The organism is Enterobacter cloacae complex sp. P2B (assembly GCF_014895985.1).
Taxonomy (GTDB): Bacteria; Pseudomonadota; Gammaproteobacteria; order Enterobacterales; family Enterobacteriaceae; genus Enterobacter; species Enterobacter bugandensis.
The window spans coordinates 1-20959 of the sequence record NZ_JADBQQ010000031.1 but is presented as its reverse complement, the minus strand read 5'-3'; the positions used below and the strand labels follow the sequence as shown (position 1 = coordinate 20959).

General features: G+C 54.9%; 14 protein-coding genes. 7 read left to right on the top strand and 7 right to left on the bottom strand.

Annotated elements, in window-relative coordinates:
* Positions 1-77: 77 nt before the first annotated feature.
* The 3 genes from IM313_RS22320 to IM313_RS22310 form a co-directional block, all read right to left on the bottom strand.
* Complete coding sequence (locus IM313_RS22320) at positions 78-764, bottom strand: response regulator transcription factor (protein ID WP_041911170.1); 687 nt, start codon at positions 762-764, stop codon at positions 78-80.
* 84 nt (positions 765-848) lie between these two features.
* Complete coding sequence (locus IM313_RS22315) at positions 849-4181, bottom strand: ATP-binding protein (protein ID WP_192971521.1); 3333 nt, start codon at positions 4179-4181, stop codon at positions 849-851.
* A gap of 2 nt (positions 4182-4183) precedes the next feature.
* Positions 4184-4780: a response regulator transcription factor gene (locus IM313_RS22310; protein ID WP_028015617.1), complete on the bottom strand. Its 597-nt coding sequence runs from the start codon at positions 4778-4780 to the stop codon at positions 4184-4186.
* A gap of 536 nt (positions 4781-5316) precedes the next feature.
* Between IM313_RS22310 and IM313_RS22305 the strand changes: the two genes are divergently transcribed.
* The 4 genes from IM313_RS22305 to IM313_RS22290 all read left to right on the top strand — a co-directional run bounded on the left by IM313_RS22305 (position 5317) and on the right by IM313_RS22290 (position 8847).
* Positions 5317-6057: a helix-turn-helix domain-containing protein gene (locus tag IM313_RS22305; RefSeq protein ID WP_048958867.1), complete on the top strand. Its 741-nt coding sequence runs from the start codon at positions 5317-5319 to the stop codon at positions 6055-6057.
* Positions 6027-6506 (top strand): hypothetical protein, encoded by a 480-nt coding sequence (locus IM313_RS22300; RefSeq protein WP_126296587.1) that lies wholly within the window; start codon positions 6027-6029, stop codon positions 6504-6506. The genes IM313_RS22305 and IM313_RS22300 overlap by 31 nt, the downstream gene beginning before the upstream one ends.
* A gap of 148 nt (positions 6507-6654) precedes the next feature.
* Complete coding sequence (locus IM313_RS22715; RefSeq protein ID WP_269835804.1) at positions 6655-8256, top strand: glycosyl hydrolase family 18 protein; 1602 nt, start codon at positions 6655-6657, stop codon at positions 8254-8256.
* A gap of 63 nt (positions 8257-8319) precedes the next feature.
* Positions 8320-8847 carry a cytochrome b gene (locus tag IM313_RS22290; protein ID WP_041911166.1) on the top strand — a complete coding sequence of 176 codons (528 nt, stop codon included), beginning with the start codon at positions 8320-8322 and terminating at the stop codon, positions 8845-8847.
* Here the strand turns inward: IM313_RS22290 and IM313_RS22285 are convergent.
* Positions 8810-10006 carry a hypothetical protein gene (locus tag IM313_RS22285; RefSeq protein WP_048998757.1) on the bottom strand — a complete coding sequence of 399 codons (1197 nt, stop codon included), beginning with the start codon at positions 10004-10006 and terminating at the stop codon, positions 8810-8812. The genes IM313_RS22290 and IM313_RS22285 overlap by 38 nt on opposite strands.
* Positions 10007-10173: 167 nt before the next feature.
* Between IM313_RS22285 and IM313_RS22280 the strand changes: the two genes are divergently transcribed.
* Positions 10174-10392, top strand: a complete 219-nt coding sequence (locus IM313_RS22280) for an ANR family transcriptional regulator (RefSeq protein ID WP_192971520.1) — start codon at positions 10174-10176, stop codon at positions 10390-10392.
* A gap of 45 nt (positions 10393-10437) precedes the next feature.
* A complete protein-coding gene (locus IM313_RS22275) occupies positions 10438-11187 on the top strand; it encodes an A24 family peptidase (RefSeq protein WP_192971519.1) in 750 nt (249 codons plus the stop codon).
* Between the two features lie 117 nt (positions 11188-11304).
* On the opposite strand, the gene IM313_RS22270 is transcribed toward IM313_RS22275, so the two are convergent.
* From IM313_RS22270 to IM313_RS22260, 3 genes are all read right to left on the bottom strand, one after another.
* Positions 11305-13071, bottom strand: a complete 1767-nt coding sequence (locus IM313_RS22270; RefSeq protein ID WP_192971518.1) for a lytic polysaccharide monooxygenase — start codon at positions 13069-13071, stop codon at positions 11305-11307.
* Positions 13072-13087: 16 nt separating this feature from the next.
* Positions 13088-13525: a hypothetical protein gene (locus IM313_RS22265; protein WP_041911163.1), complete on the bottom strand. Its 438-nt coding sequence runs from the start codon at positions 13523-13525 to the stop codon at positions 13088-13090.
* Positions 13526-13903: 378 nt separating this feature from the next.
* The gene (locus tag IM313_RS22260; RefSeq protein WP_226837405.1) at positions 13904-15649 is read right to left on the bottom strand and encodes a S8 family serine peptidase; all 1746 of its coding nucleotides are present in this window, start codon (positions 15647-15649) and stop codon (positions 13904-13906) included.
* Between the two features lie 715 nt (positions 15650-16364).
* Here IM313_RS22260 and IM313_RS22255 point away from each other — a divergent pair.
* Positions 16365-20959 (top strand): inverse autotransporter beta domain-containing protein (locus IM313_RS22255; RefSeq protein ID WP_193056111.1); only part of this gene is annotated, 4595 nt, incomplete at its 3' end.

Genomic DNA, 20959 nt, shown 5'->3' with positions numbered 1-20959 from the left:
CCTGAGCGTCATTGCTGAGAGCGACCGTTGAGGCGTACGTTTGCCTCTACCGCCTGTTTACAGGCGGTTTTTTTAATTCAGATAGCAATATCGAACATTTGCGTTTTCGCCAGCAGGCAATAGAGCTGGCAGTCGCTGTTTACCCCCAGTTTTTCCATCGCGCGCAGCTTATGGGCGCTGACGGTTTTATTACTCAAATGCAGCTGTCTGGCGATCTCTGTCAGACTCATCCCTTTGCAGAGCATACGCAACACATCAATTTCACGGGGCGAGAGCTCTTGCTCCGTTTGTGCGCCGGTCTGGAACAGGGAATGCATCAGCTCGCGCTCAATATAGACTTCCCCATTGATCACCGACGTCAGCGTTCTGCTCAGGGTTTTCTCACAGGTGTCCCGACTAATATAGGCTTTGGCGCCTGCCTCCAGCGACATGCGGATAAGCTGCGTGTTTTTGTAGGGCGAAAGCACAATGATTTTAAGCTGCGGATATTTACGGCTGAGCCATTTAATCAGCAATACGCCGTCCATTCCGTTGAGAGGGTTAACGGTTTGGCTGGTGGCAAGAGAAAAGCCAAGGAACAGAATGTCGACAGGCTGTTGGGATAGCAGTGAAAGCAGCTCAGATGGCGTTGCGGTATCGCCCTGAATGCAAAACTCCGGGCGGGGTGAGCCGTCGCTGAAAAGAGAGGGCATATTGGTGATCATGGATAAGACGCCACGACGGATAATGGTGTGCTCATCGGCAATAGCGATACGGACTTTCATAGTTTCTCCTTCGAAAATGTGGGCGACGGTAGGGATAACGCCGCCGGATGACTAGAAAGATACAGATCCTATGCAGAGCATTCTTTAGTACTTGTCAGATAATTCCTTCAGTGCGGTATCAAGTTGCTGCAGATTGGCTTCCATGCGCGCGCAGAAACGCGATGTCAGCGCAGGCAGGGCTTCAGTCGTTATGACCCCTGCCGCCAGCATCTCCGGCAACACTTCAATTGCCTGACAGGTGCGGGTGGCGTTGCGCATGGCAAAGAGGCTCCAGGAGGCCTTCAGACGATGCGCGAGCTGGCTTAGCGTTTGCGGTGACGGGGTGTTTTCCCGTAGCTGTCGAATATCAAGGGTAATGGCTTCGCGCATTTGCTGGCGCATCAGGGTCATGATCTCCGGTTGACCGTTGGCCAGACGCCGGAGTTCGCTGAGGTCAGGCCCCTGATTGCGCAGGCTGTATTGCTGCGTCAGCGCCTGATGCAGGGCATTGAGGGAGAGCGGTTTTCGCAATAACGCGTCCATTCCGGCATGTTTTGCCCGATCGTCCTCACTCTGCAGCGCGCTGGCGGTGTAACCGAGAATAGCGGCCGGCGCGGTGATGCTGCCGGCAATATCGCGCAGGAGTATTAACGATGTAAGTTGATAGCCGTCCATGAGGGCCATCTGGCAGTCGGTTATCAGGATATCCACCGGCTCGTTTTCCAGGTGCGCAAGCGCTTCGCCAGCGCTGGCGCAAGGAATAACCTCCTGACCCAACTCCTGCAGCTGGAGCGCTAACACCGTCAGGTTTGCCGGAAAATCGTCAACGATCATAATGCGATGCGGTGGCAGAGGGGTTATTACAGGTGTCTCATCGGCCGTTGCCGCCGGGCTGGCGACATGAAGCGGTATGCTCACCGTCACCTGCGTACCGCTCCCCGCTTCGCTGGCTATCGTCAGCACGCCTCCCATCAGCTCGACTAACTGGTAACAGATCGCCAGCCCCAGCCCGCTGCTTTGCGGCGTGCTGCTGTCAGTCTGAAACCACGGCTGGCCGAGGTGTGGAAGGGCATCGGCCGGGATACCGATGCCAGTGTCGCGAATCAACAGCTGCAAATGTTCACCGTTGAGCTCGGCGTGAAAAACAATTTCTCCCTGCGGCGTATATTTAATGGCGTTGCCCAACAGATTGGCGATGACCTGATTCAGCCGTGCTTTATCGAACAGGAACCAGCCATCGTGCGGCACGTTCAACTCGCTGCGCCAGTGGAGACCTTTAGCGTTGGCGCTGCTGGCAAAAATCTCCGCGCTGGCGTTAAGCGTCTGCCACAGGGGCCAGGCCTGTGGCTCCAGCCTTAACTCGCCTGCTTCAATGCGCGACAAATCCAGTACGCCGCCAATCACGTCGCGCAATGACCCGGCTGCCTGCCAGGCGATGTTGAGGGACTCGCTTTTGTCGCGCTCCATCTCAAGCAGGCCCAGCATGGCGTTGAGCGGGGTACGAATGTCATGGCTCATGCGGGCGAGGAAGTTCGATTTTTCAGTGCTGGCCTGCTCCGCCTGCGCCAGCGCCTGATTGAGCGCAGCGGTCAGCGCGGCTTTTTCAGTGATATCGATCCAGCCTCCGACCACGCCCTGAGGCCGCCCCCGCGTATCGGTATAGCGGCAAAGCCACCAGTAAAGGGTGGAATTGTTCTGAGTGGTTTCACCCGTTAACGGCGACGCGGCATGGAGCAGCGAGAGGCGATGCGGCAACGTAAACTGTTGGGCAAGCTCGCCCAAAGGCAGGCTGGAAAAGGGGGCGCCCTCTTCGGGCAGTGCCGTGAGTAACGGTGAGTGAATAAAGGAGTCGTTATAGCGCGTCAGCCGCCCGGTCGGATCGCAGACAAACAGCGGCACCGGGACATTGTTCATCAGAGTTTGCCAGAGTGAGAGCGCGTTGTGCAGCTCTGCCGTGTCCCGCTCGCGCTGGCGTCGCTGGCTCTGCGCGGCGCTAAAGGTCAGCAGGGCGACGAATGCCGCGCAAATCGCCACCACGGCGAGCATGACCAGCCATAGCGATTGCACCGGGGCGGTGGGTGTCGTCTGTACGGCCTGCGACAGGTTAAGGCTCGCGTAAATATCAGCCTGCGTTACGGACGCCATGACCGCATTCACCCTTTTGGCATCCGCCGGGTCAGAAATATTTGGTACAAACCATAGCGGCACTTCCGGCAGCGCCAGCGGCGTCAGCGACAGATTGCTGGCGTTATGCTGGCGCAGCAGGTGATGGAGTATAAACGCATCGCCCGCAAGCCCGTCCGCGCCTCCGGCTTTGAGCAATTCAAAACCCTGATCGAGCGAGTTAACCAGCACCAGGTTATCCGCAGGTAACGCCTGACGCAGTAACGTGACGAGCGGAGAGATGCGTATGACGGCAATCCGCTTATGCTGTAATGCGGGCAAGGAGCCGGAAAGCGGGTTGCTGTCCTCACTGAGCAGGGCCCAGCTCAGTGAGTCAAACGTGATGGCACTCTTTGACGGTGGCGTCGCGCTGGCGACTATGCGCAACGTGTTCTCCGCATACTGAAGCGGGGGCGCATCAAGGTTGAAGGTCAGGCTATACAGGTTGGACGGAAACAGATTGAGCAGCAGATCGCGCCATACCCCCTGAATATGCCCGTCAGGCGTGAGTGTGACCATTGGCGGCGAAATAGCGGGAAGCAAAACGTGCAGCGTGATTTTGGGCGCATTTTCCTTCACGGGGGAATGGCGGGCGTCAAAGACGCTGCCGTCCGGCAAAAGCCACTTTTGTTCCAGCCATTCAGCGTCTTCCGGGTTAAGGGTGTGAATACGCTCGTTGAAGATTTCCAGCGTGTTTGCCTGCTCAGGCAGAGCCCAGGCACGAAAATGTAGCGGGGGAGTATCGTCCAGCGGCGTCAGGGTCAGCGTGGTGGCGGGGGAGTGGGTCAGCCAGTTACGTAAAACAAACTCCGGGGCGATGAATTCCCGCGCTTTCCCTGCTGCCAGCTGCCTGACGTTTTCCCCCGGTGAGGCTGAACCCGTCGCAGAGCAGCGGGTCGCGACCTCTGACGGTAATTCCGGAAAGCACAGTGTACCGCCGCGTCCCTCTTTTATGCTCAGGGACGCCAGCGGGAAAGCGAACATTGGCTCGCTGGCGACCAGATCGGCTGCAGGACGCCGGGCGGCGATTAACACATCGATGCGCTTTCGCTTCAACGCATCCAGCGCCGTTGCCGGGTCGCTAAAACGCTGGACGTCCGGCAGCGTCGTATTGCTAAACAATATGCTGAGTTCATCATCCAGAATGCCCGGCGGCCGCTCGATAGCGAGAAAAGGCGGCGCGGCGCTCAGCAGGCCCACGCGCAGTGTGCCAGCCGCCGCGTGCCCGCTTATCAGCATGAGGATAAATAATGTCGCCAGCCAGCCTCTGCGCATGCTCAGCTAACCAGCCCCAGACTTTGCGCGCACTGGAGCAGCTCGAAATCATTCCTGGCGTTGAGTTTGCTCATGGCACTCTTTTTTTGCGTACTGATGGTCTGCTTCGTCCGGTTAAGCTGGGCGCTGATCTCGTTCACGGTGAAACCGCGCACCAGCAGGCGCAGCACTTCTGTTTCCCGTTCGGTCAACTGTGCCTGAGGCTTCACCGGTTCGATTTGCCCCCGCAGGGTGCTGCGCAGCGTCTGCAGCAGATTGTTGGACAAACTGGCTTTGTTGAGAACGGCATGCACCCCGCTGCGCCGCAGCGAGTCCAGAAGCTCAGGATTGGTGATCATGGTGACCACCACAATCATGCTCTGCGGATAATGGCGAATCAGCGAGCGGATCATGGTTAGTCCGTCCGGGCTGCGCGTGCCGGGCATACTCAGGTCGGTGATGATGATATCGACAGGCTCGCTCGCCAGTTTATTCATGAGTTCATCAGCACTGAGCGCTTCGTGAACGACCCGATAAAGGTCCGGGCGCGTCTGCAGCAATGTGCGCAAGCCTAATAAATAGACAGGGTGGTCGTCGGCAATCAGAACTGTTTTTAGCATGACATCCGATCCGGCAAGGAAAAGACAGGTGTTCACCGCACATCTTAGCGAATGGCGCTTTAGCATCACTCTTACAGTGTAGAGCAGAGTGAGGTGAAAAAGAGTAGCTAAAAAGTGGTGGGCTGTATAGTTGCTGGGGGGCATCAGCCGATCCTGATGGAAAACCGAAAGGTAAAGTAACGACGTTTTCACATTCTATGATAGAGATTTTTTCCGGAGCAGCTGAATGGTTTGTTATTTATCGCGAAATAGCGGCATGGAGGGCGATATTTCTCAGGTACGGAAAGGAATTCCTTATTGTTCAGGTTGGATATCAGGTATTACTCAGGCGTTACTCAGAATAAACTTTCTGAAATCATGAATTGGTTGTGGAAAAATCAGGACGGGAAATAGCGCAAAGGGCGAAGGTACTATCATTTATAGGGATATGTTGTTAATTTGTGCCCGAATTAGATAACAGACATGTAACTGTTAATACCTGCGCTTTTTCGTCATAACAATGTAAACGCTGTAATTTTATTATCCAGGACCTACCCGTGAATAACGAAGAAATCTCTCTTTCAGCGTCAGTAACGTTCGTACCGGAAAAATCATCTCTGGCAACCGTGGATCATGGTGATATACATCTGACGCCCAACGAGCGTCGTTTGCTGGAGTTGATCCTCAGCGGCAAATGTAAAAAAGAGACCATATTTGAAGAGATCTGGCTTAACCAGGGCATGATTGTTAGCGAATCCAGCTATCACCAGCTTATAAAAATGCTCCGCCGCAAGCTGCAAAATGCCGGCCTGCCGGGCTCGATCATTAAAACCATTCCCCGTTATGGTGTAGTACTTGCACCCTGCGAAACGCAGGACAGTGAGGTCGCTTGCCCGCCGCCAGAAGAGCCTGATAACGCGTCTTGTCCCACTCCCGTCGATTGCCCGTCGTTGCCTGCTATCACGGCGGAGTCAATGAAAACTCCCTCACGTCAATACGGGACTCTGCTGGCGGCGCTGTGCAGCTTGTTGATTATCCTTCCAACGCTGGTGGTGGTCTGCACGGCCGACACGCCGCAGGCGTTTCAGGAAAATCTCTACGTAGATGGCGTCATGTTTCATCTCTCTTCGCTGCGCAGTGTCGATCGGCAGGCGCTGGCGAGAAAGCGGCATGCCCTGCCGGCGGGCATCAATAACGTGTACATCGCGTCGAACGGTCCAAAAGTGTTCGTTGCGCAATGTGAAGGCGAACTATCTCAGGAGGGAAAATGCGGTTACGAATACTATTCGTCATATTGATGGTTTGCATCAGCGTTTCGCTGGGTGGCGCGCTGGCTTACCTGACCAGCAACTACCTGGAAAGTAGAAAAGTGCCCGCCGAGCCCTGCAGCAGCGTCATACGTAATGGCAAATTTATTGATGAAAGCCTGCAGCATTACCAGTTTAATGGTGTGATCACCTGGTGGCCTAAACTCCACAGGCTAACGCTATTTGGTGTAAAAACCGATGAGGCCGGTAACCGGGTATTCAACCGAACCCTGCAGTTAAAATCGGTGACACAGAAGGGAAACGTCATCAATGGCCGGGTGGCAGAATTAAAAATTGCCGTTGGCGATCAGCTGCCGGAGAAGACCTTTCTGATAAGTGAAGATGGTCAGTATATTAACCTGTTATTCAAGCCGATTAATAAAGATAGCTGGCTGATGAAAATTAATGATAACTGGGTAGCAATGTGTGAGTATAAATAATCTCACGATAATTTTATTATAAGACATATCCAGGCTGGTGAGTTTTAAATCTGCTGCTGTAGTGAGCTGTTCTCCTGTTTTCAGGAAGATGAATATCCTATCTTGCGGGACAGGATTTCATTATTAAACCTGGAGCAGGATATCTCCCATGTTAAAGAAAAATAAAATATCTCTGAGCGCTATCGCCGCGGGCCTGGCGTTAAGCGGAATGCTGGTCAGCACGTTTAGCCATGCGGCCGCAACCGACGCCGCCTCACAGATGCCGGATATCAGTCAGAAAAAAATTCTCGTAGGTTATTGGCACAACTGGGGAATTAACCCGGAAGAGATAGACAAAGCGCGCGGCTATCAGGGAGGCTTACCTTCTGATATGTCGCTGCGTGAAGTGCCGAGAGGCTACAACGTCGTCAACGTCTCCTTCATGAAAGTCATGGACGGGCAGAGCGGGAATATTCCCACCTTCAAACCCTACAACGCGAGCGATGAGGAGTTCCGCGCTCAGGTTGCAGAGCTGAACGAGCAGGGGCGCGCGGTGTTGATTTCACTGGGCGGCGCTGACGCGCACATTGCACTGAACAAAGACCAGACTGAAGCGCTTGCAGCGGAGATTATTCGCCTGACCGATCGCTATGGTTTTGATGGTCTTGATATCGATCTGGAGCAGACGGCCATTACCGCGGCTGACAACAGTACGGTGATCCCGGCGGCGCTGAAAATGGTGCGCGACCATTATCAGCAGCAGGGCAAACACTTCATCATCAGCATGGCGCCAGAGTTCCCCTATCTCCAGGCCGATCGCGGGGTGAACTACAAAGCCTACCTGCAAAATCTTGAGGGCGTGTATGACTTTATCGCTCCACAGTATTACAACCAGGCGGGCGACGGCGTGAATATGATGACGCAGGAGGAGAAGGACGAAGTCGGTGAATGGTGGCTGCCGCAGGAATGGGGGAAGGGCTATAGCGACCGTCAAAAAGAGCTTTTCCTTTACTATCTCACCGACAGCCTGGCAAACGGGACGCGCGGTTATGTGAAGATCCCGGCGAACAAGCTGGTGATTGGTCTCCCGGCCAATGCGGATGCGGCAGGAACTGGCTATGTGCGAGACGCGCAGAGTGTCTTTAACGCACTTTCGCGACTGGAAGCGAAAAATGAAGCGGTAAAAGGGCTCATGACCTGGTCAGTGAACTGGGACAATGGCAACACTAAAAATGGTCAACATTACGGCTATGAATTTCTGAACCGCTACCAGAGCATCCTTGACGGCAGTCTGCCGGATGGGGGCGACGAAACGGATACTCAGGCGCCAACACAGGTGCAGGGCGTGCAGGCCACGCTGAAGGGGCAGGATGTTTCGCTCAGCTGGCTGCCAGCTAAGGATAATACGGGCGTGGCGGGGTATGCCATCTGGCGCGGTCTGGAAAAGATCGGTGATACCCATGAACTCAACTTTACCGACACCCAAACCCAGCCTGGCATGAGCTATCGCTATACGGTCATCGCCTATGATGCAGCCAACAACTTCGCTACGCCGAGCCAGCCGGTCAACGTTACCGTGCCCGATAATGACGATGGCGGAGGCGAAGAGGGCGGCCAGGGCGGCGACGTTACCCCATTCACGCCGGGCAAACTCTATGCCGTAGGGGATAAAGTGCTCTATGAGGGCAACGTTTACCGCTGTCAGATTGGCCATACAGGTGCCAGCCATTGGTCGCCGGATCGGGCCCGCAACTTGTGGGTAGCTGAATAACCTCTTTTTTAAACAGCATGGCTTCGCAGGGAGCCGTGCTGTTTGTTTTACAGGACAACGACTATGCAAACTTCTCTGGTTATTGCCAAACGTTACGATCGGTTTTCTCGCCTTCTGCACTGGGTGGTCGCAGCCGTCATTATCTACGCGATGTGCATGGGCTATATTCTGCACGCGCTGGAAGGAACCCGCTGGTTTACCTTTTTCTCCGTGCTGAATATGTCGCTGGGTACCATCGCCACGCCTGTCATGATGGTGCGCTTCGTCTGGCGTTTCTTCCGCCCTTCGGTGCCCTATCCGGCAACGGTAGCCGGACGTAAAAAACAGCTGGTGGTATTTATTCATGAGCTGTTTTATCTGACCATTATGGTGGTGCTGGTTAGCGGTTTTCTGATGCTGCAAAAAGACTACAACCTGTTTGGTCTGGTGCCGGTTTCCCGCCCGATTGCCATCGCCGAAGTGAATGCGTTTTTCTTCCAGGTGCATCGCTATAGCTGCATTCTGCTGGGTGTGATTCTGCTTGGGCATGTCGCGGCGGTGTTGAAGTACACCTTTAGTGGGCAGCGGGAGATTCTGCAGCGGATGCTGTGAGAAAGAGGCTCACTCCCCCCATCAGATGCGCGGTATTGCCAATCCTGTGAAACATCACCATCCCGCGCATCTGCCTTCCGTGCAGCGTTTGCAGAACAACTTCCCGGGCAAAGCTGCTTTCACGTTGCTGTGAGTACCAGGCGCGAAAACCGGGCAGGAACGGCGTATCGCAGTGTGCGTCCAGTAGCGTCAGGGTGCTCAGCGTCTTTTCCTCATCAGGGAACAGCGCTTCCGTACTGCCTTGCCAGAGGATCTCCTCCTCTGGCATCGAGAGGCGAAACACGACGCAAGAACCCGTCTGCGACAGGCGAATAATGATGGCACTGGTGCTGGCCGCGAGCGCCTGTTGCTGTTGGATCCAGCGGCGGTACTGATATAAACAGTTGGCAAAAATCGCCGAAAATACCAGGTACCACTGCGCCTGCCAGATTGCGGGGATGAGATCGGGCGTTAGCGTGTAAAAAATCCCTTCCCGCTGCTGGGTCGCCAGCACCACAATCAGGTATTGAATAAGCAGCAGAGCGCCAACGCCGCGTCCGGAGAGCGCAAACACGCTCAGTAAAACCACCGTCGTTTGCACCAGCAGCAGGTTTAGCCCCTGCCAGAGCGGTGGCAGGAAAAAGTACCCCGTTATCAGCACCAGGGTATTCGCGGCAAGGAGCAACGCTTCCCGCCCGTTAAACCGCGGGTGCGACGGCATTTTGCTCTCACGCAGCAGCGGCAGAATGGCGAGAATGCCGGTTAATGCCGCCAGCACCCAGGAAAAAAAATGCAGAGGCGCAATCGGATACCCTGAGAGTAACAGCGCCAGATTAAGCAGCAGGCTGCCGCAAAAAATGCTGAAGATTAACTGCAGGGGGTAGATCAGTTCACCAATAATCGGCCTGCGCGCAAAACGCAGCGCAGGCAGTTGCGCATTCAGACGAAAGACGGCGACGCACAGTGGAAATATCGCGACGTCGAAGAGGGCGAACAGGCACGCCAGCGCGAGCGGGCGGCCTATCCAGACGCCAGCAAACACATGCAGCAAGCCCGCGGTAGCCAGCCACAGCGGCCACTCTCGCGGGGCCGTCAGCCATAACGCGGCGAAAAGCAGCGGCGCCGGGAGCCAGAGCGTGGTGGAGAGGCTCCAGCTATCCCGCGTATGAAAGCTCAGCAATGCCAGCAGGATATAGAGACCCGAAAAGGCCAGCCAGCGGATAATATTGGTAATCAGCGTTGTTCTCCCACTGAGGCATTCAGCGTTATTCAGGTATTTATCATTTTAAGCTCAATTATTTTATCGTCGCTATTGATACGCTGGGATTTTTTCTAAAGGGCTTAACGATGGACTGGCAAAGCGACAAACACGACCCTGCTACCCTGTGGTTTTCACTTTCTTCACGAGCGGCAGAACATGAACAGGGAAAGGAGTGGCATATCGCGGCATTATTGTGGAAAGAAGCGGCACAGTATGCAAAAACGCATCTGAATATTGAATGGGCGAACTTGCGCGGAGACTTTTGTACTTTACGTGCAAACAGGCTGCCTAAATATAACGAGTAGTCTCTGCTATTATCGGAGATTGCATGTCCCTTAGAGTGTGGAACCATGGTTGAGAGTGTAATACTCGTTTTTAGCGTTTTTCTGGGTGCCATTATCGGCAGTTTTTGCAATGTCATCATTTATCGGCTCCCCTTGATTCTCCACGGTGAAGCACTCTCTTTATCGTGGCCTGCTTCCCACTGCCCACGCTGTAAACACCCCATTAAATTTCGCCACAATGTTCCTCTGATGGGCTGGCTGCTGCTGCGCGGGCGCTGCGCCAGCTGTGGTCAGGCGATATCGTGGCGCTATCCGCTGGTTGAAGGGCTTATGGCGCTGCTGTACGGGGTGATTATCTGGCAGCAGGGCGTCACGCCGCAGAGCCTGTTCGACCTGCTGGCGGTGACGTTTTTGCTGCCGCTGCTGTTTATTGACCTGCGCACCATGCTCCTGCCCGACCGTCTGACGCTCCCGCTGCTGGCGATGTCTCTGACGTTTGCCGTCAGCGGCTATAGCCGGGTGGAGCCAACGCAGGCACTAATCGCCGCTCTGCTGGGATTTGGCGTGCCCTGGACCCTCTCTTTGCTGTTCCGTTTGTTGCGCGGCCATGAAGGGATGGGGATGGGGGATATGAAACTGCTGGCGGCGATCGGGGCGTGGCTTGGCCCGCTGGCGCTGCTGGATGTTTTTGTTGCCTCGACCCTGCTGGCGCTGATCATGGCGCTGATTCTGTTGCGGATCAAGCCCGGTCAACCGTTTCCTTTCGGCCCGTATCCGATTATTGCCGCGATAGGGTGGGTGATCTTATACCGATAAAAAAGCGCCGGAACGAAGGGGCGATTTCCGGCGCAAAAATGATAACGAAAGTGTAGGCAGGGAATGATAATGTGAGGCGCGGGTCAGTGAAGACCCGGCCAGAGTTAACTTACAGTATTATTTGCACTCTTTAGGCATGTTGGCAGCACCTTCTTTCTTCCAGACGCCCCACTCGCCATCGGAACCAGGCTTAACGCCTCGGGTTTCCCAGCTGTTCAGCCAGATGTTGCCCTCATAGCTCACTTTTTCACAAGGTGTCTTGTAAGTCTTGCTGTGATCCCAGGCTTTTACATCGGTTTGCGCCGGGCGCAGCTTGATCACCTTCGTTGCCGTAGAGACTTTACCGGTGTCAGGCGCCGTCACTTTCACCTGCAGCGTCACGTCCACATTGTCGGTATACGGATGTTTACCCTTGAGGTTGGTGCTGAAGTTATTTGGTGACGAGATCTGAATCTTATCGGCGTGATTCAGTGCGGACCATTCAATTTTTGCCCCTTTTAACGAGTCATTGTTTTTGGACACGACGGCGGCAGCAATAACGTCACTGCCAACGATGGTGTCCTGGTTGTTGCCCGTATTGATCTGCACATCAGAAGCCTGCTGCGCTTCCTTCACGGTCACGGTGATATCGTCGGTGCTGGTTTTGCCATTTTTGGCCGTCACCGTCAGGCGATAGGTCACTTTACCGATTTTGCCGGGTTTAATCAGCGCACGGGCTTTTGCCGCGTGGACGGTTGAAACCCATTCGCCACCGTTAGCAACCTGCAACGCACCAATGTCCTGTCCTGAAACGATAGTCCATTGGTATTTTTCAGCATTGACGCTTGCGGAACCGTTAAGGTCATAACCACGTGATTCACTGTTGCTGTGAACGGTGAAGTCACTGCCTGCCTTCGCCTCCGGTGCCGTGCTATCCGCCTCAGCTTTGGCATTCAGGGTGACGGTTTTTGAATCACTCACGTTTTTATCATTGGTGACGGTCAGCTTCACGTTGACGGTAAAATCGCTCTCAGGTTTAGCCTTCAGGCGAATGCTGGCTTTAGCACTGGTGCTGTTTTCCAGAATGACCTTATCGGCATTGCTGGTGACGGCCCAGCTGTACTTCAGTTCTTTCCCCGTTGAGGCGCTACCGTCCAGCGACAGCGTGCTGGTTGACAGGTTATGACTGGATGGCGTGACGCTGGCCACCGGTTTGGTAACGACTTCACCGCCAAAATCGACGTCAATCATCTGATAAAATGCGTTATCGGTATCGCGCACGCGCCAGACGGCATAAATTTTCTGCTTACCTTCACGCTCCGGTACGTCGCAGGTGTGGGTTTCGAAGCCTGTCGGGAGCGAAATATCGGCCGACGGGTTGCCTGGCGCATAGGTATAAACCTTATGGCAGAATGGCTTATCTTCAAACATCGCTCTGGTCAGGCGCGAATCCGCACCCGGAACTGACTGCCAGTCCGGCTTAGTGATGTAGTAGGTAAAATAGGTGGTGCGGTGCTTAGCCGGTAAATGCCATTTAAACTGGTGCGGACCCGCAGACATCGGGTTGTTGTAGGTATTCTGCTTTTCGTCATCAAGCTTGCTGAAGGCGGGAGTTGCCGTTGAACCACCGCTTGCCAGTTTTCCATCCGGCGGGAACTGGAATAGCTGTTCGTTGGCGATCGGGGTTGGGCTCATATCGTTGCCAGCCGGGAGCTTCGGCGCTTCCACGGCGTCAGCAGGCCAGACGTTACTATGCTCACCTTTATCGTTCATCGGCGGGAAATGAATCACCGAACGGGATTTTGGTTCAAAAACATAGCCATGCGCCAGTGCGCCCGTGGAATACATACCAATCAATGCCACGGCTAACGCCGACGTAATATTATTCATCTTGAGTAGTTTCAAAATAATCTTCCCTGAATTAATTGAAGGACACTTCTACGTGACTGAGAGGGTTGTTCTGTTTGGCATACACCTTATTTGGCTCTGACTCATCGGGTGTAATCTCGCCGTTGCTGTGCCTGAAACCGGCACGCAGTTCGGGGTGCTGCTGATTGATAGCCTGGGCGAGGGCGTAGGACCAGTGGGCCTCTTCGCCAGCAAGAATGGTGACGCGCGTTTCCAGATTTGGCAGTTCGGTTCCGTCGTTAAAGAAGCGCGCACGAATCGTTTGCCCTTCAACGACCTTCACTTTCTCACCGTTGACGGCGCGTTCCAGCGTGCCTAGTTCTTTCATGCAGTTCTGGTGACCCTGTTCGCAGTTTGCCGATGGCGAGGTCGTGGCGGCGTTAGCTGAAACGCTGACGCCCGCCCCTGCCAGTAAAGCGGCAAGGACAAAAGCAGATCCTGTTAATTTCATAAGTTCCCTTATTTATTACTGAACAATAACGAAAAGTTAATCTCACCTGCGGCGCAGGTAAAAAGGCGTTATTACCGTGTGATAACAGGGACAAATAGTAACGGGAGGAGACAACCGGCTTGAATAAGAGACTTCTCTGAGCAATTAAGAGTCGGGGAGTTTCGGCAGAGAAGAGCGACCGTTCGTGCTGTAAAGAGGGCGGAGCGCGACAGAGTATGAAATAGTACTGCCAATTTCAGTCCTTGACGCATATTAATAAAATCTGAGCGAGTACGGAGTTTAAGAAATGACGTTTTTACGCTTTTCCTGAGTGTTGAATTAATAAAGTAAAGCCTGGCTTATATCCAGGCTTTACTATTATGTTAACCAAAAGGGTTTTTAAGGGCAGCTATTATTAGCTGCATCCGACGTTCGCCATGCCCCCCACTCACCGCCGCTTCCTGGCTCTTCTTGTCCTGCGTTGACATACCACTGATTCAGCCAGATTTTGCCGTTATGCGATACGCGTGTACATCTCACTGGGTAGGCGATCCGTGGGTTATACGCTTCTGCGCTGTCATCAGGAATATCAGGTAACTGTGGTTTTTTCACCGTTACGGTGATCTTCTCAGCGCTCACGCTTCCGTCTTTGCCCGTGACGGTTAACCAGTAGGTTGCTTCTCCGTCTGTATTGGCGGGAATGAGTGCCCGGGCGGTAGGCCCTGAAACTTCACGTACCCAGCCTCCGGCATGTTTCTCCTGTAGCCAGAATGTGCCAGTACTGTTTTTGTCGATAGTCCATTTCCAGGAGACGGCATTCTTGCTGGCGCTCCCGTCTAACTGATACGCACGGGAAGAATCGGTCGTGCCGGTAACGGTAAAGCTTTCTCCGGGCACGGCTTTGACCTCATCCTGAGCTTCCTCTTTCAGTTCAAGAATTTTGGCCACGGCTTTCGCCATGTTCGGGTGAGTACCTACTTTCGCTGAGTCCCCTGCCGCTAAAGGCGTGCCCGTTTCCTGCAGGATGGCGCGCATCTGTTGAGGCGTGACGGTGATATTGTGCGCTTTTGCAATGGCCGACAGGCTGGCGACCACGCCTGCGATAATCGGGTTCGCGGAGGACGTGCCGGAGAAACTTGAGGTGTATTCCGCATTTTTTATGCTATGCAAACCGCCGTAACCCGTAGTAACCACATCCCAGCAGCCCCAGCTGGCGCTGGTCACACGTGAGCCATAGGTGCTGAAAGAGGCTTTTTTGCCATTGTTTGCACAAAACGCGCCCGCAATGATCGCGCCGGAATCCCGCTTTCTAACGTCAAATTTTCCATTAAATCCGGCGTGATCGAGGTTGATATTGCCATTGCCTGCCGCCTGAATCACGTGCACGCCCTTATCCGTCAGCGCTTTTATCACGTCATAATAGGCTGGAGCGTTTTCCTGGGGGACATAGCAAGAGGAGGTGCAACCTGTCACATCTCCTCCGCCGGTCTGCATACCTATTTGCACCACATCTCCTGCCTGGAGTCTGGGGATCATATTGTAGAGATTATTGGCCTGCCATTTGACGTATCCCATACGGGCGTTCCACGTCAGGCCTTTGATGCCCGCATTGATATCTTTCGCCGCCATAATCCCGACGGAGCTGGTGTCGTGGTCTTCGCCTGGCGTATAGCGCTTGTCCCCTTCATGGAAATCGATCGGCGGCAAATTCACATGGCTGGTATTCCATGCGTTGTTTTCCATTGAGACCAGCGAAATGCCGCTACCATCGTGCCCTGAATACTGACTTACGCTGTCGCGATTAACGCCACCCATATAGTAGCCGGGCCGTTTTTCATCTGGCGATTTGGTGTAATCCTGCAATCCACGAAAATCCGGGACGGTGGCCTGGCTGGTACTGTTCAGGGCATAGCTCAGCCCGGAATAGGGCGGCAGGTCGGGAGCCGTGACCCCCTTTTCCAGCGACACCGGCATAGATTCCGGGTAAGCCAGCTCAATATCTTGTCGCGCCGCCAGTTCATTAATTACGTCATTGATATATGTCGCGTCGTGTTGCTTATCGGCTGGCAGGGCTATACGTAAATAACGGTTAAAGCCGTAGCGTTCATTAAGCACATCCATCTCGCTTAATTCACTGCTGCGCAAATGATTTGCCGTAAATAACGGACTCACGGCGAGGGTACTGTCGCGTAATGAAAAGGGTGAAGACTTATTAAGCGTTGTACCGGGTTTTAATTTCACGATAACGGAGAGATACGAAGTGCCTTCCCAGGCTTGCTCGTGCGTGACGGAATTTTGCGCAAAAGCGGGGGCACTCAATAGTGCACAAATAAGCAGGGCCAGTCCAGTTTTATTCATGTCAACGATCTTCCTTATTAAATGACATCCAGAGTATTGCTGGGATCATCCTGCCATTAGGGGAAAACCTGCATAAGAAGACGGTCAGCAATAAAATTGCGAGGTGTCTGTTCCATGTTAAGAATTACCTGCTCCGGAAAATATACGGCTGAAGTTGGGCTGAGAAATTTATGAAGCAGGCTGAAAGAGTTGTTAAACATCAATGCCTAAGTATTGAATTTAATGAGGGACGGAAAATCTCATGATCATCTCCTGATTACTGTATGGAGTTTAGGAATTATCTGGATCTTAATATCGCTAACCAGGGAGTTTAATTAATTAGGGATGCGTCACAATGCCCAGTGTTTCGTACTGTTCTTTACGTCAAAAATTATCCGTGTGGATAATCCTTTTACATTATTTATTTTCCATCTTTTTGCTCACGGTTCCCCCCGTCGCGCGGGCGCAAACTGAAACTCACGCAACCATTGAAAGCGAAAGCAATCAGCCCCTGCGGGATAAAATGGCCGGCATGTGGGGAAGCGCCCAACAAAACGGCGCGGGTGATGCCCTGCGCGGTGCGGCAAATAGCGAGGTGAATGCCGCGTTAACCCAGGAAGTGGAAGCGTGGTTAAACAATATCGGCGGGAAAGCCCGCGTTACGGCAGACGTCGGTATAGGCGGGAGCGATAGCCGCGATTTCGGGCTGGACTATCTGTGGCCGGTTAAAATCTGGCAACACGACATTCTGTTCACTCAGATGAGCGCACACCGCTGGAACGAGCGCGATATCCTTAACGTTGGCCTGGGCTGGCGACATACCTTTAACCCGCATCTGATGGCGGGTGGAAACCTCTTTTTCGATCAGGATGTCACGCGGCACCATAACCGAATGGGGGCCGGCGCCGAGCTGTGGAGCGATGGGATTCGTGCGTCCGCGAACTACTACCTGCCCCTGAGCGGCTGGCGTCATTCTGACGACAGCATGTTTAATGATGATCCCGACCGCTATGAACTGTATGAACGTGCCGCCCGCGGCTGGGATCTCAATCTGGAGACGGCCCTTTCACAGCACGTCGCGCTTAAATTGGGCTGGTTCCAGTGGTATGGCGACAAAGTGGACGTTAACGGCAGCCGCAGCGAAGCCAGCCACAATCCTCACGGGCTTAACCTCGGGCTTAAGTGGCAACCTGTGCCGCTGGTAGGGGTCAGCGCGGAGCAGAGCATGATTAGCGGGCAGCGGGATAACTTCTCTGTGGGTCTGAATTTCCACTGGGAGTTTGGCCGAAAACTTTCCGAGATGCTGGCAAGTGAAAATGCGGCGGCTTTGCCATCGCTCATGCAGTCCCGCACGGAGTTCGTTACCCGTAATAACAACATCGTTCTCGCCTATAAGCAGGAAGAAAAAGACAGACGTCTCTATTTCAGCCCGACGGAAAAAACCACGCAGGCTGGCGTGCCTTTGCTGCACGCGGTGAAAGGTGGGCAGGGGGGCGTCATTCGCTACACCTCCTCCAGCACGGCGATCGCGACCGTGGAGCCGGGCAGCGGTCTGGTGAACCCAACGCATCGGGGCGATGTCACCATCACAGCGACGGAAACGTCACCTGTCGATCCGGAGCACGTATTAAGTTCCGCCAGCTATCACCTGACCGTGACGCCGGGCGATTTTGCCCCTTCCGTCGAGGGCGTTGCCATTAAGGGGGACATGTCCCCGGGCCAGATCCTGGAGGGGAGTTATCTCTATAAAAGCAATGAAGGGGAGGATGAAGACCCTGAGCAAACCCGGATGCGTTGGTATGACGCAGATACAGGCGAACTGCTCAAGGAAGGGAGTGCTACGTATGAGGTGCAAACGCGTGATATGGCCCGAAGCGTGGTCTTTGAAGTCACACCGTTCAACAAAAAAGGGATACCAGGGGAGAGCGGAACGGCAAAAATTACCGGGAGCGCAACGATAACCACCCTGCGTATCGATCATCTGCTTTCACCCGGTGAGATCCGCCGTGACGGCAGCGTGAAGTTCTTCGAAGAGAGTCACGGTGCGTTGCTGGTGTTAGCCGAGGTGAAAGACGGTCAGGGCTCCCCTCTGACCGATCAGATGGTGTACTGGCAGAGCAGGAACTCGCTTGGCTCGTTGTCGCAAAACAGCGTACGTACCGATGAGCACGGTCAGGCGCTGGTAAAAATTGAAAACATCATGGCGGATGGTGAAGATGAAATTACGGCCTCACTGATCCCGCCAGGCGGGATCCAGACCCAGAGCACCGCCAGTGATAACAATGTTCAGCAGGAGAAGATGGCGCTGGTGGTCGATTTTGCCCACCCGCTTGCCATCCGCTTCGTGGCCTCTCCCGAGCGCGCAGAAGTTGCCACGGAAAAGACGTTCACTATTGAAGTTACCGATCAGGATGGTAAGCCTCTGACGGTTGAGAAGAACGTCACGTGGAGCAGTAACGGTGAAACCCTGAGCGGCAAAACGGATAGCGAGGGAAGAGCATCCATCGCGCTTATCGCGCCGCAAAAAGCAGCAGAGAAGTGGGTGGTGAACGCCACGGTAGATACCGTGAGTAGCCCGTCAGCGCCCGTAAGCCTTGAGCCAGGGCCGGTGGCAAAAGTGGTGCTGGACGTCCCGGAAAACGTGGTCGCAGGCAGTGAGGATAAAGCCGTTAGCGCGCAGCTGTATGACCGGTTTGATAACGCGGTTATCAGCCGTAAGCAGGCCATCACCTGGCGGATAGAAGGGAGTAAGTTCCGGGAAGCGCCTACCGGAGACAGCGATGAGCACGGTATTGCCAGTGCAACCGTCGTAGTACCTGAAAAAGCGCCAACGCAGGTGAAAGTCTCCGCCGGTGATGAGCAGAAGATCGTCAATGTGACTGTCGGGAAGGTGAATCATGTTGAGCTTAAAGGTACCCCTGATACGCTGAATGCCAATGGGAGCAGCACTTCGACGCTGACCGCCATCGCGCTGGATGAGCACAACAATAGCGTACCGGACGCACCCGTAACGTGGTCGTTAATCACGCAGCAGTTTGGCGCGCTGAGCAACGCGATCGAAAAAACCGATGCAGAAGGCAAGGCGACGGCCACGTTTACGACCGCATCCGCGGGGGGCAATGCGCAAATAGAGGTCGATATTGGCGGCAAAAAACAAGCGACGCAACTGACGCTCAACGGTTACCCGATTATCCGCAGCATCACGCTGAACAAAACCGCCGGGCTGAAGGTGGGCGATACGGTAAGCGTGGAAAAGGTGGACGTGGAGCAGAACGGCGGCGGCGAGGTGACGCTGAGCTACCAGTGGCACCGTGACGGTGGCGCGATCGATGCCGCCACGTCAGACAGTTATCACCTGACGGAGCAGGATACGGGGGCGACTCTCTTTGTGGTGGTGACCGCGACCAACGATGCCAAAAATGAAGGCGATAAGGCGTCGTTGAAAACGGAGCCGGTGGTCGGGAAGGCGTCAGATGTTACGGTAACCGCCAGCGCGGACAGCGTGGATGCGAACGGGCTCAACACCATTACCTATACCGCCACGGCGAAGGATCGCTTCGGCCGTGCGGTTGTGGGCGAGGCGATTGTCTGGGACATCGACAAGCCGGAGCTGGTGAGCCGGGGAGAGGCCAGCGCCGTCACCGGTACAGAAGGCACGGGAACGATGATCGTCACCGCGAAAAATACCGGCGGAAACATCACGGTGAGCGCCACGGTCAACGGCAAGAAGGGCGAGTCCGGCGTGGCGCTGCAGGGGATTCCGACGATCAAAAGCATCACGCTGAACCAAACCGCCGGGTTGAAGGTGGGTGACACGGTAAGCGTTGAGAAGGTAGACGTGGAACAGAACGGCGGCGGTGAGGTGAAGCTGAGCTATCAGTGGCACCGTGACGGTGGCGCGATCGACGGCGCCACGTCGGAAAGTTATCACCTGACAGAGCAGGACACAGGGGCAACGTTGTTTGTCGCGGTAACCGCTACCAACGCGGCCAAAAATGAGGGCTATAAGGCGTCATCAAAAACGGAGCCGGTCACCGGGAAAGCGTCAGCCGTGACGGTCACTGCCAGTGCGGCCAGCGTGGAAGCTAACGGGCTGAACACCATTACCTACACCGCCACGGTGAAGGACCGCTTTGGCCGTGCGGTAGTGGGCGAGGCGATTGTCTGGGATATCGACAAACCGGAGCTGGTGGCTCGGGGGGAGACCAGCACCATCACCGGAACCGGAGGCGTGGGGACAATGACCGTCACCACGAAAAATACCGGTGGAACCATCACGGTGAGCGCCACGGTCAACGGCAAAAAAGGCGAATCCGGCGTGGAGATTTACGGCGCGCCGTTGGTGACAGACCTGCATATCTCTGGCACGCCGAAGGTGGGGCAGACCCTGAGTGCGGAATACACCTTCTCGGCAAACGGGAGCGGTGCGGATGCGTCCACCTACCAGTGGCAGTGGAAGGACGGAGAGACATGGAAGAATGCGGCAGCCGCTGGCAATACGGCACGAACGTTCACGCTGCCGGACAGCTATGCGGGCTACAGCGTGCGGGTGGTGGTGACGCCGAAGGGCAGCAGCCACCCGTCGCTGACCGGAACGCTCCAGGAGAGCCAGGCGGTGACGGCTTACGGCACGCCAGCGGTGGAGGACGTGCGTACATCCGGCACGCCGGAGGTGGGACAGACCCTGAGGGCGGAATACACCTTCAAGGCGAACGGAACCGGTGCGGATGCTTCAACCTATATCTGGGCGAGGTATGAGAAAACCAGCTGGATGCCGATCGAGGGGGCCAACGGCCGGGAATACACCCTCCAGGCGGGAGACGCGGGTTACAGCATTAAAGTAACGATAATACCGGAGGGCAGCAGTCAGCCGTCGCTGGTCGGGGCGGTGCAGCACAGCCCGGCATTAGATGTTTACGGTGCGCCATCGGTGACAGATCTGCACATTTCCGGCACGCCGGAGGTGGGGCAGACCCTGAGGGCGGAATATACCTTCACGGCGAACGGAAGCGGTGCCGATGCCTCAACCTATATCTGGGCGAGGTATGAGAAAACCAGCTGGATGCCGATCGAGGGGGCCAACGGCCGGGAATACACCCTTCAGGCGGGAGACGCGGG

Excerpts from the sequence above, each read along its gene's own strand:
- IM313_RS22320 (WP_041911170.1), bottom strand. The coding sequence starts at position 764 with ATGAAAGTCCGTATCGCTATTGCCGATGAGCACACCATTATCCGTCGT.
- IM313_RS22315 (WP_192971521.1), bottom strand. The coding sequence starts at position 4,181 with ATGCGCAGAGGCTGGCTGGCGACATTATTTATCCTCATGCTGATAAGC.
- IM313_RS22310 (WP_028015617.1), bottom strand. The coding sequence starts at position 4,780 with ATGCTAAAAACAGTTCTGATTGCCGACGACCACCCTGTCTATTTATTA.
- IM313_RS22300 (WP_126296587.1), top strand. The coding sequence starts at position 6,027 with ATGCGGTTACGAATACTATTCGTCATATTGATGGTTTGCATCAGCGTT.
- IM313_RS22715 (WP_269835804.1), top strand. The coding sequence starts at position 6,655 with ATGTTAAAGAAAAATAAAATATCTCTGAGCGCTATCGCCGCGGGCCTG.
- IM313_RS22290 (WP_041911166.1), top strand. The coding sequence starts at position 8,320 with ATGCAAACTTCTCTGGTTATTGCCAAACGTTACGATCGGTTTTCTCGC.
- IM313_RS22280 (WP_192971520.1), top strand. The coding sequence starts at position 10,174 with ATGGACTGGCAAAGCGACAAACACGACCCTGCTACCCTGTGGTTTTCA.
- IM313_RS22275 (WP_192971519.1), top strand. The coding sequence starts at position 10,438 with ATGGTTGAGAGTGTAATACTCGTTTTTAGCGTTTTTCTGGGTGCCATT.
- IM313_RS22265 (WP_041911163.1), bottom strand. The coding sequence starts at position 13,525 with ATGAAATTAACAGGATCTGCTTTTGTCCTTGCCGCTTTACTGGCAGGG.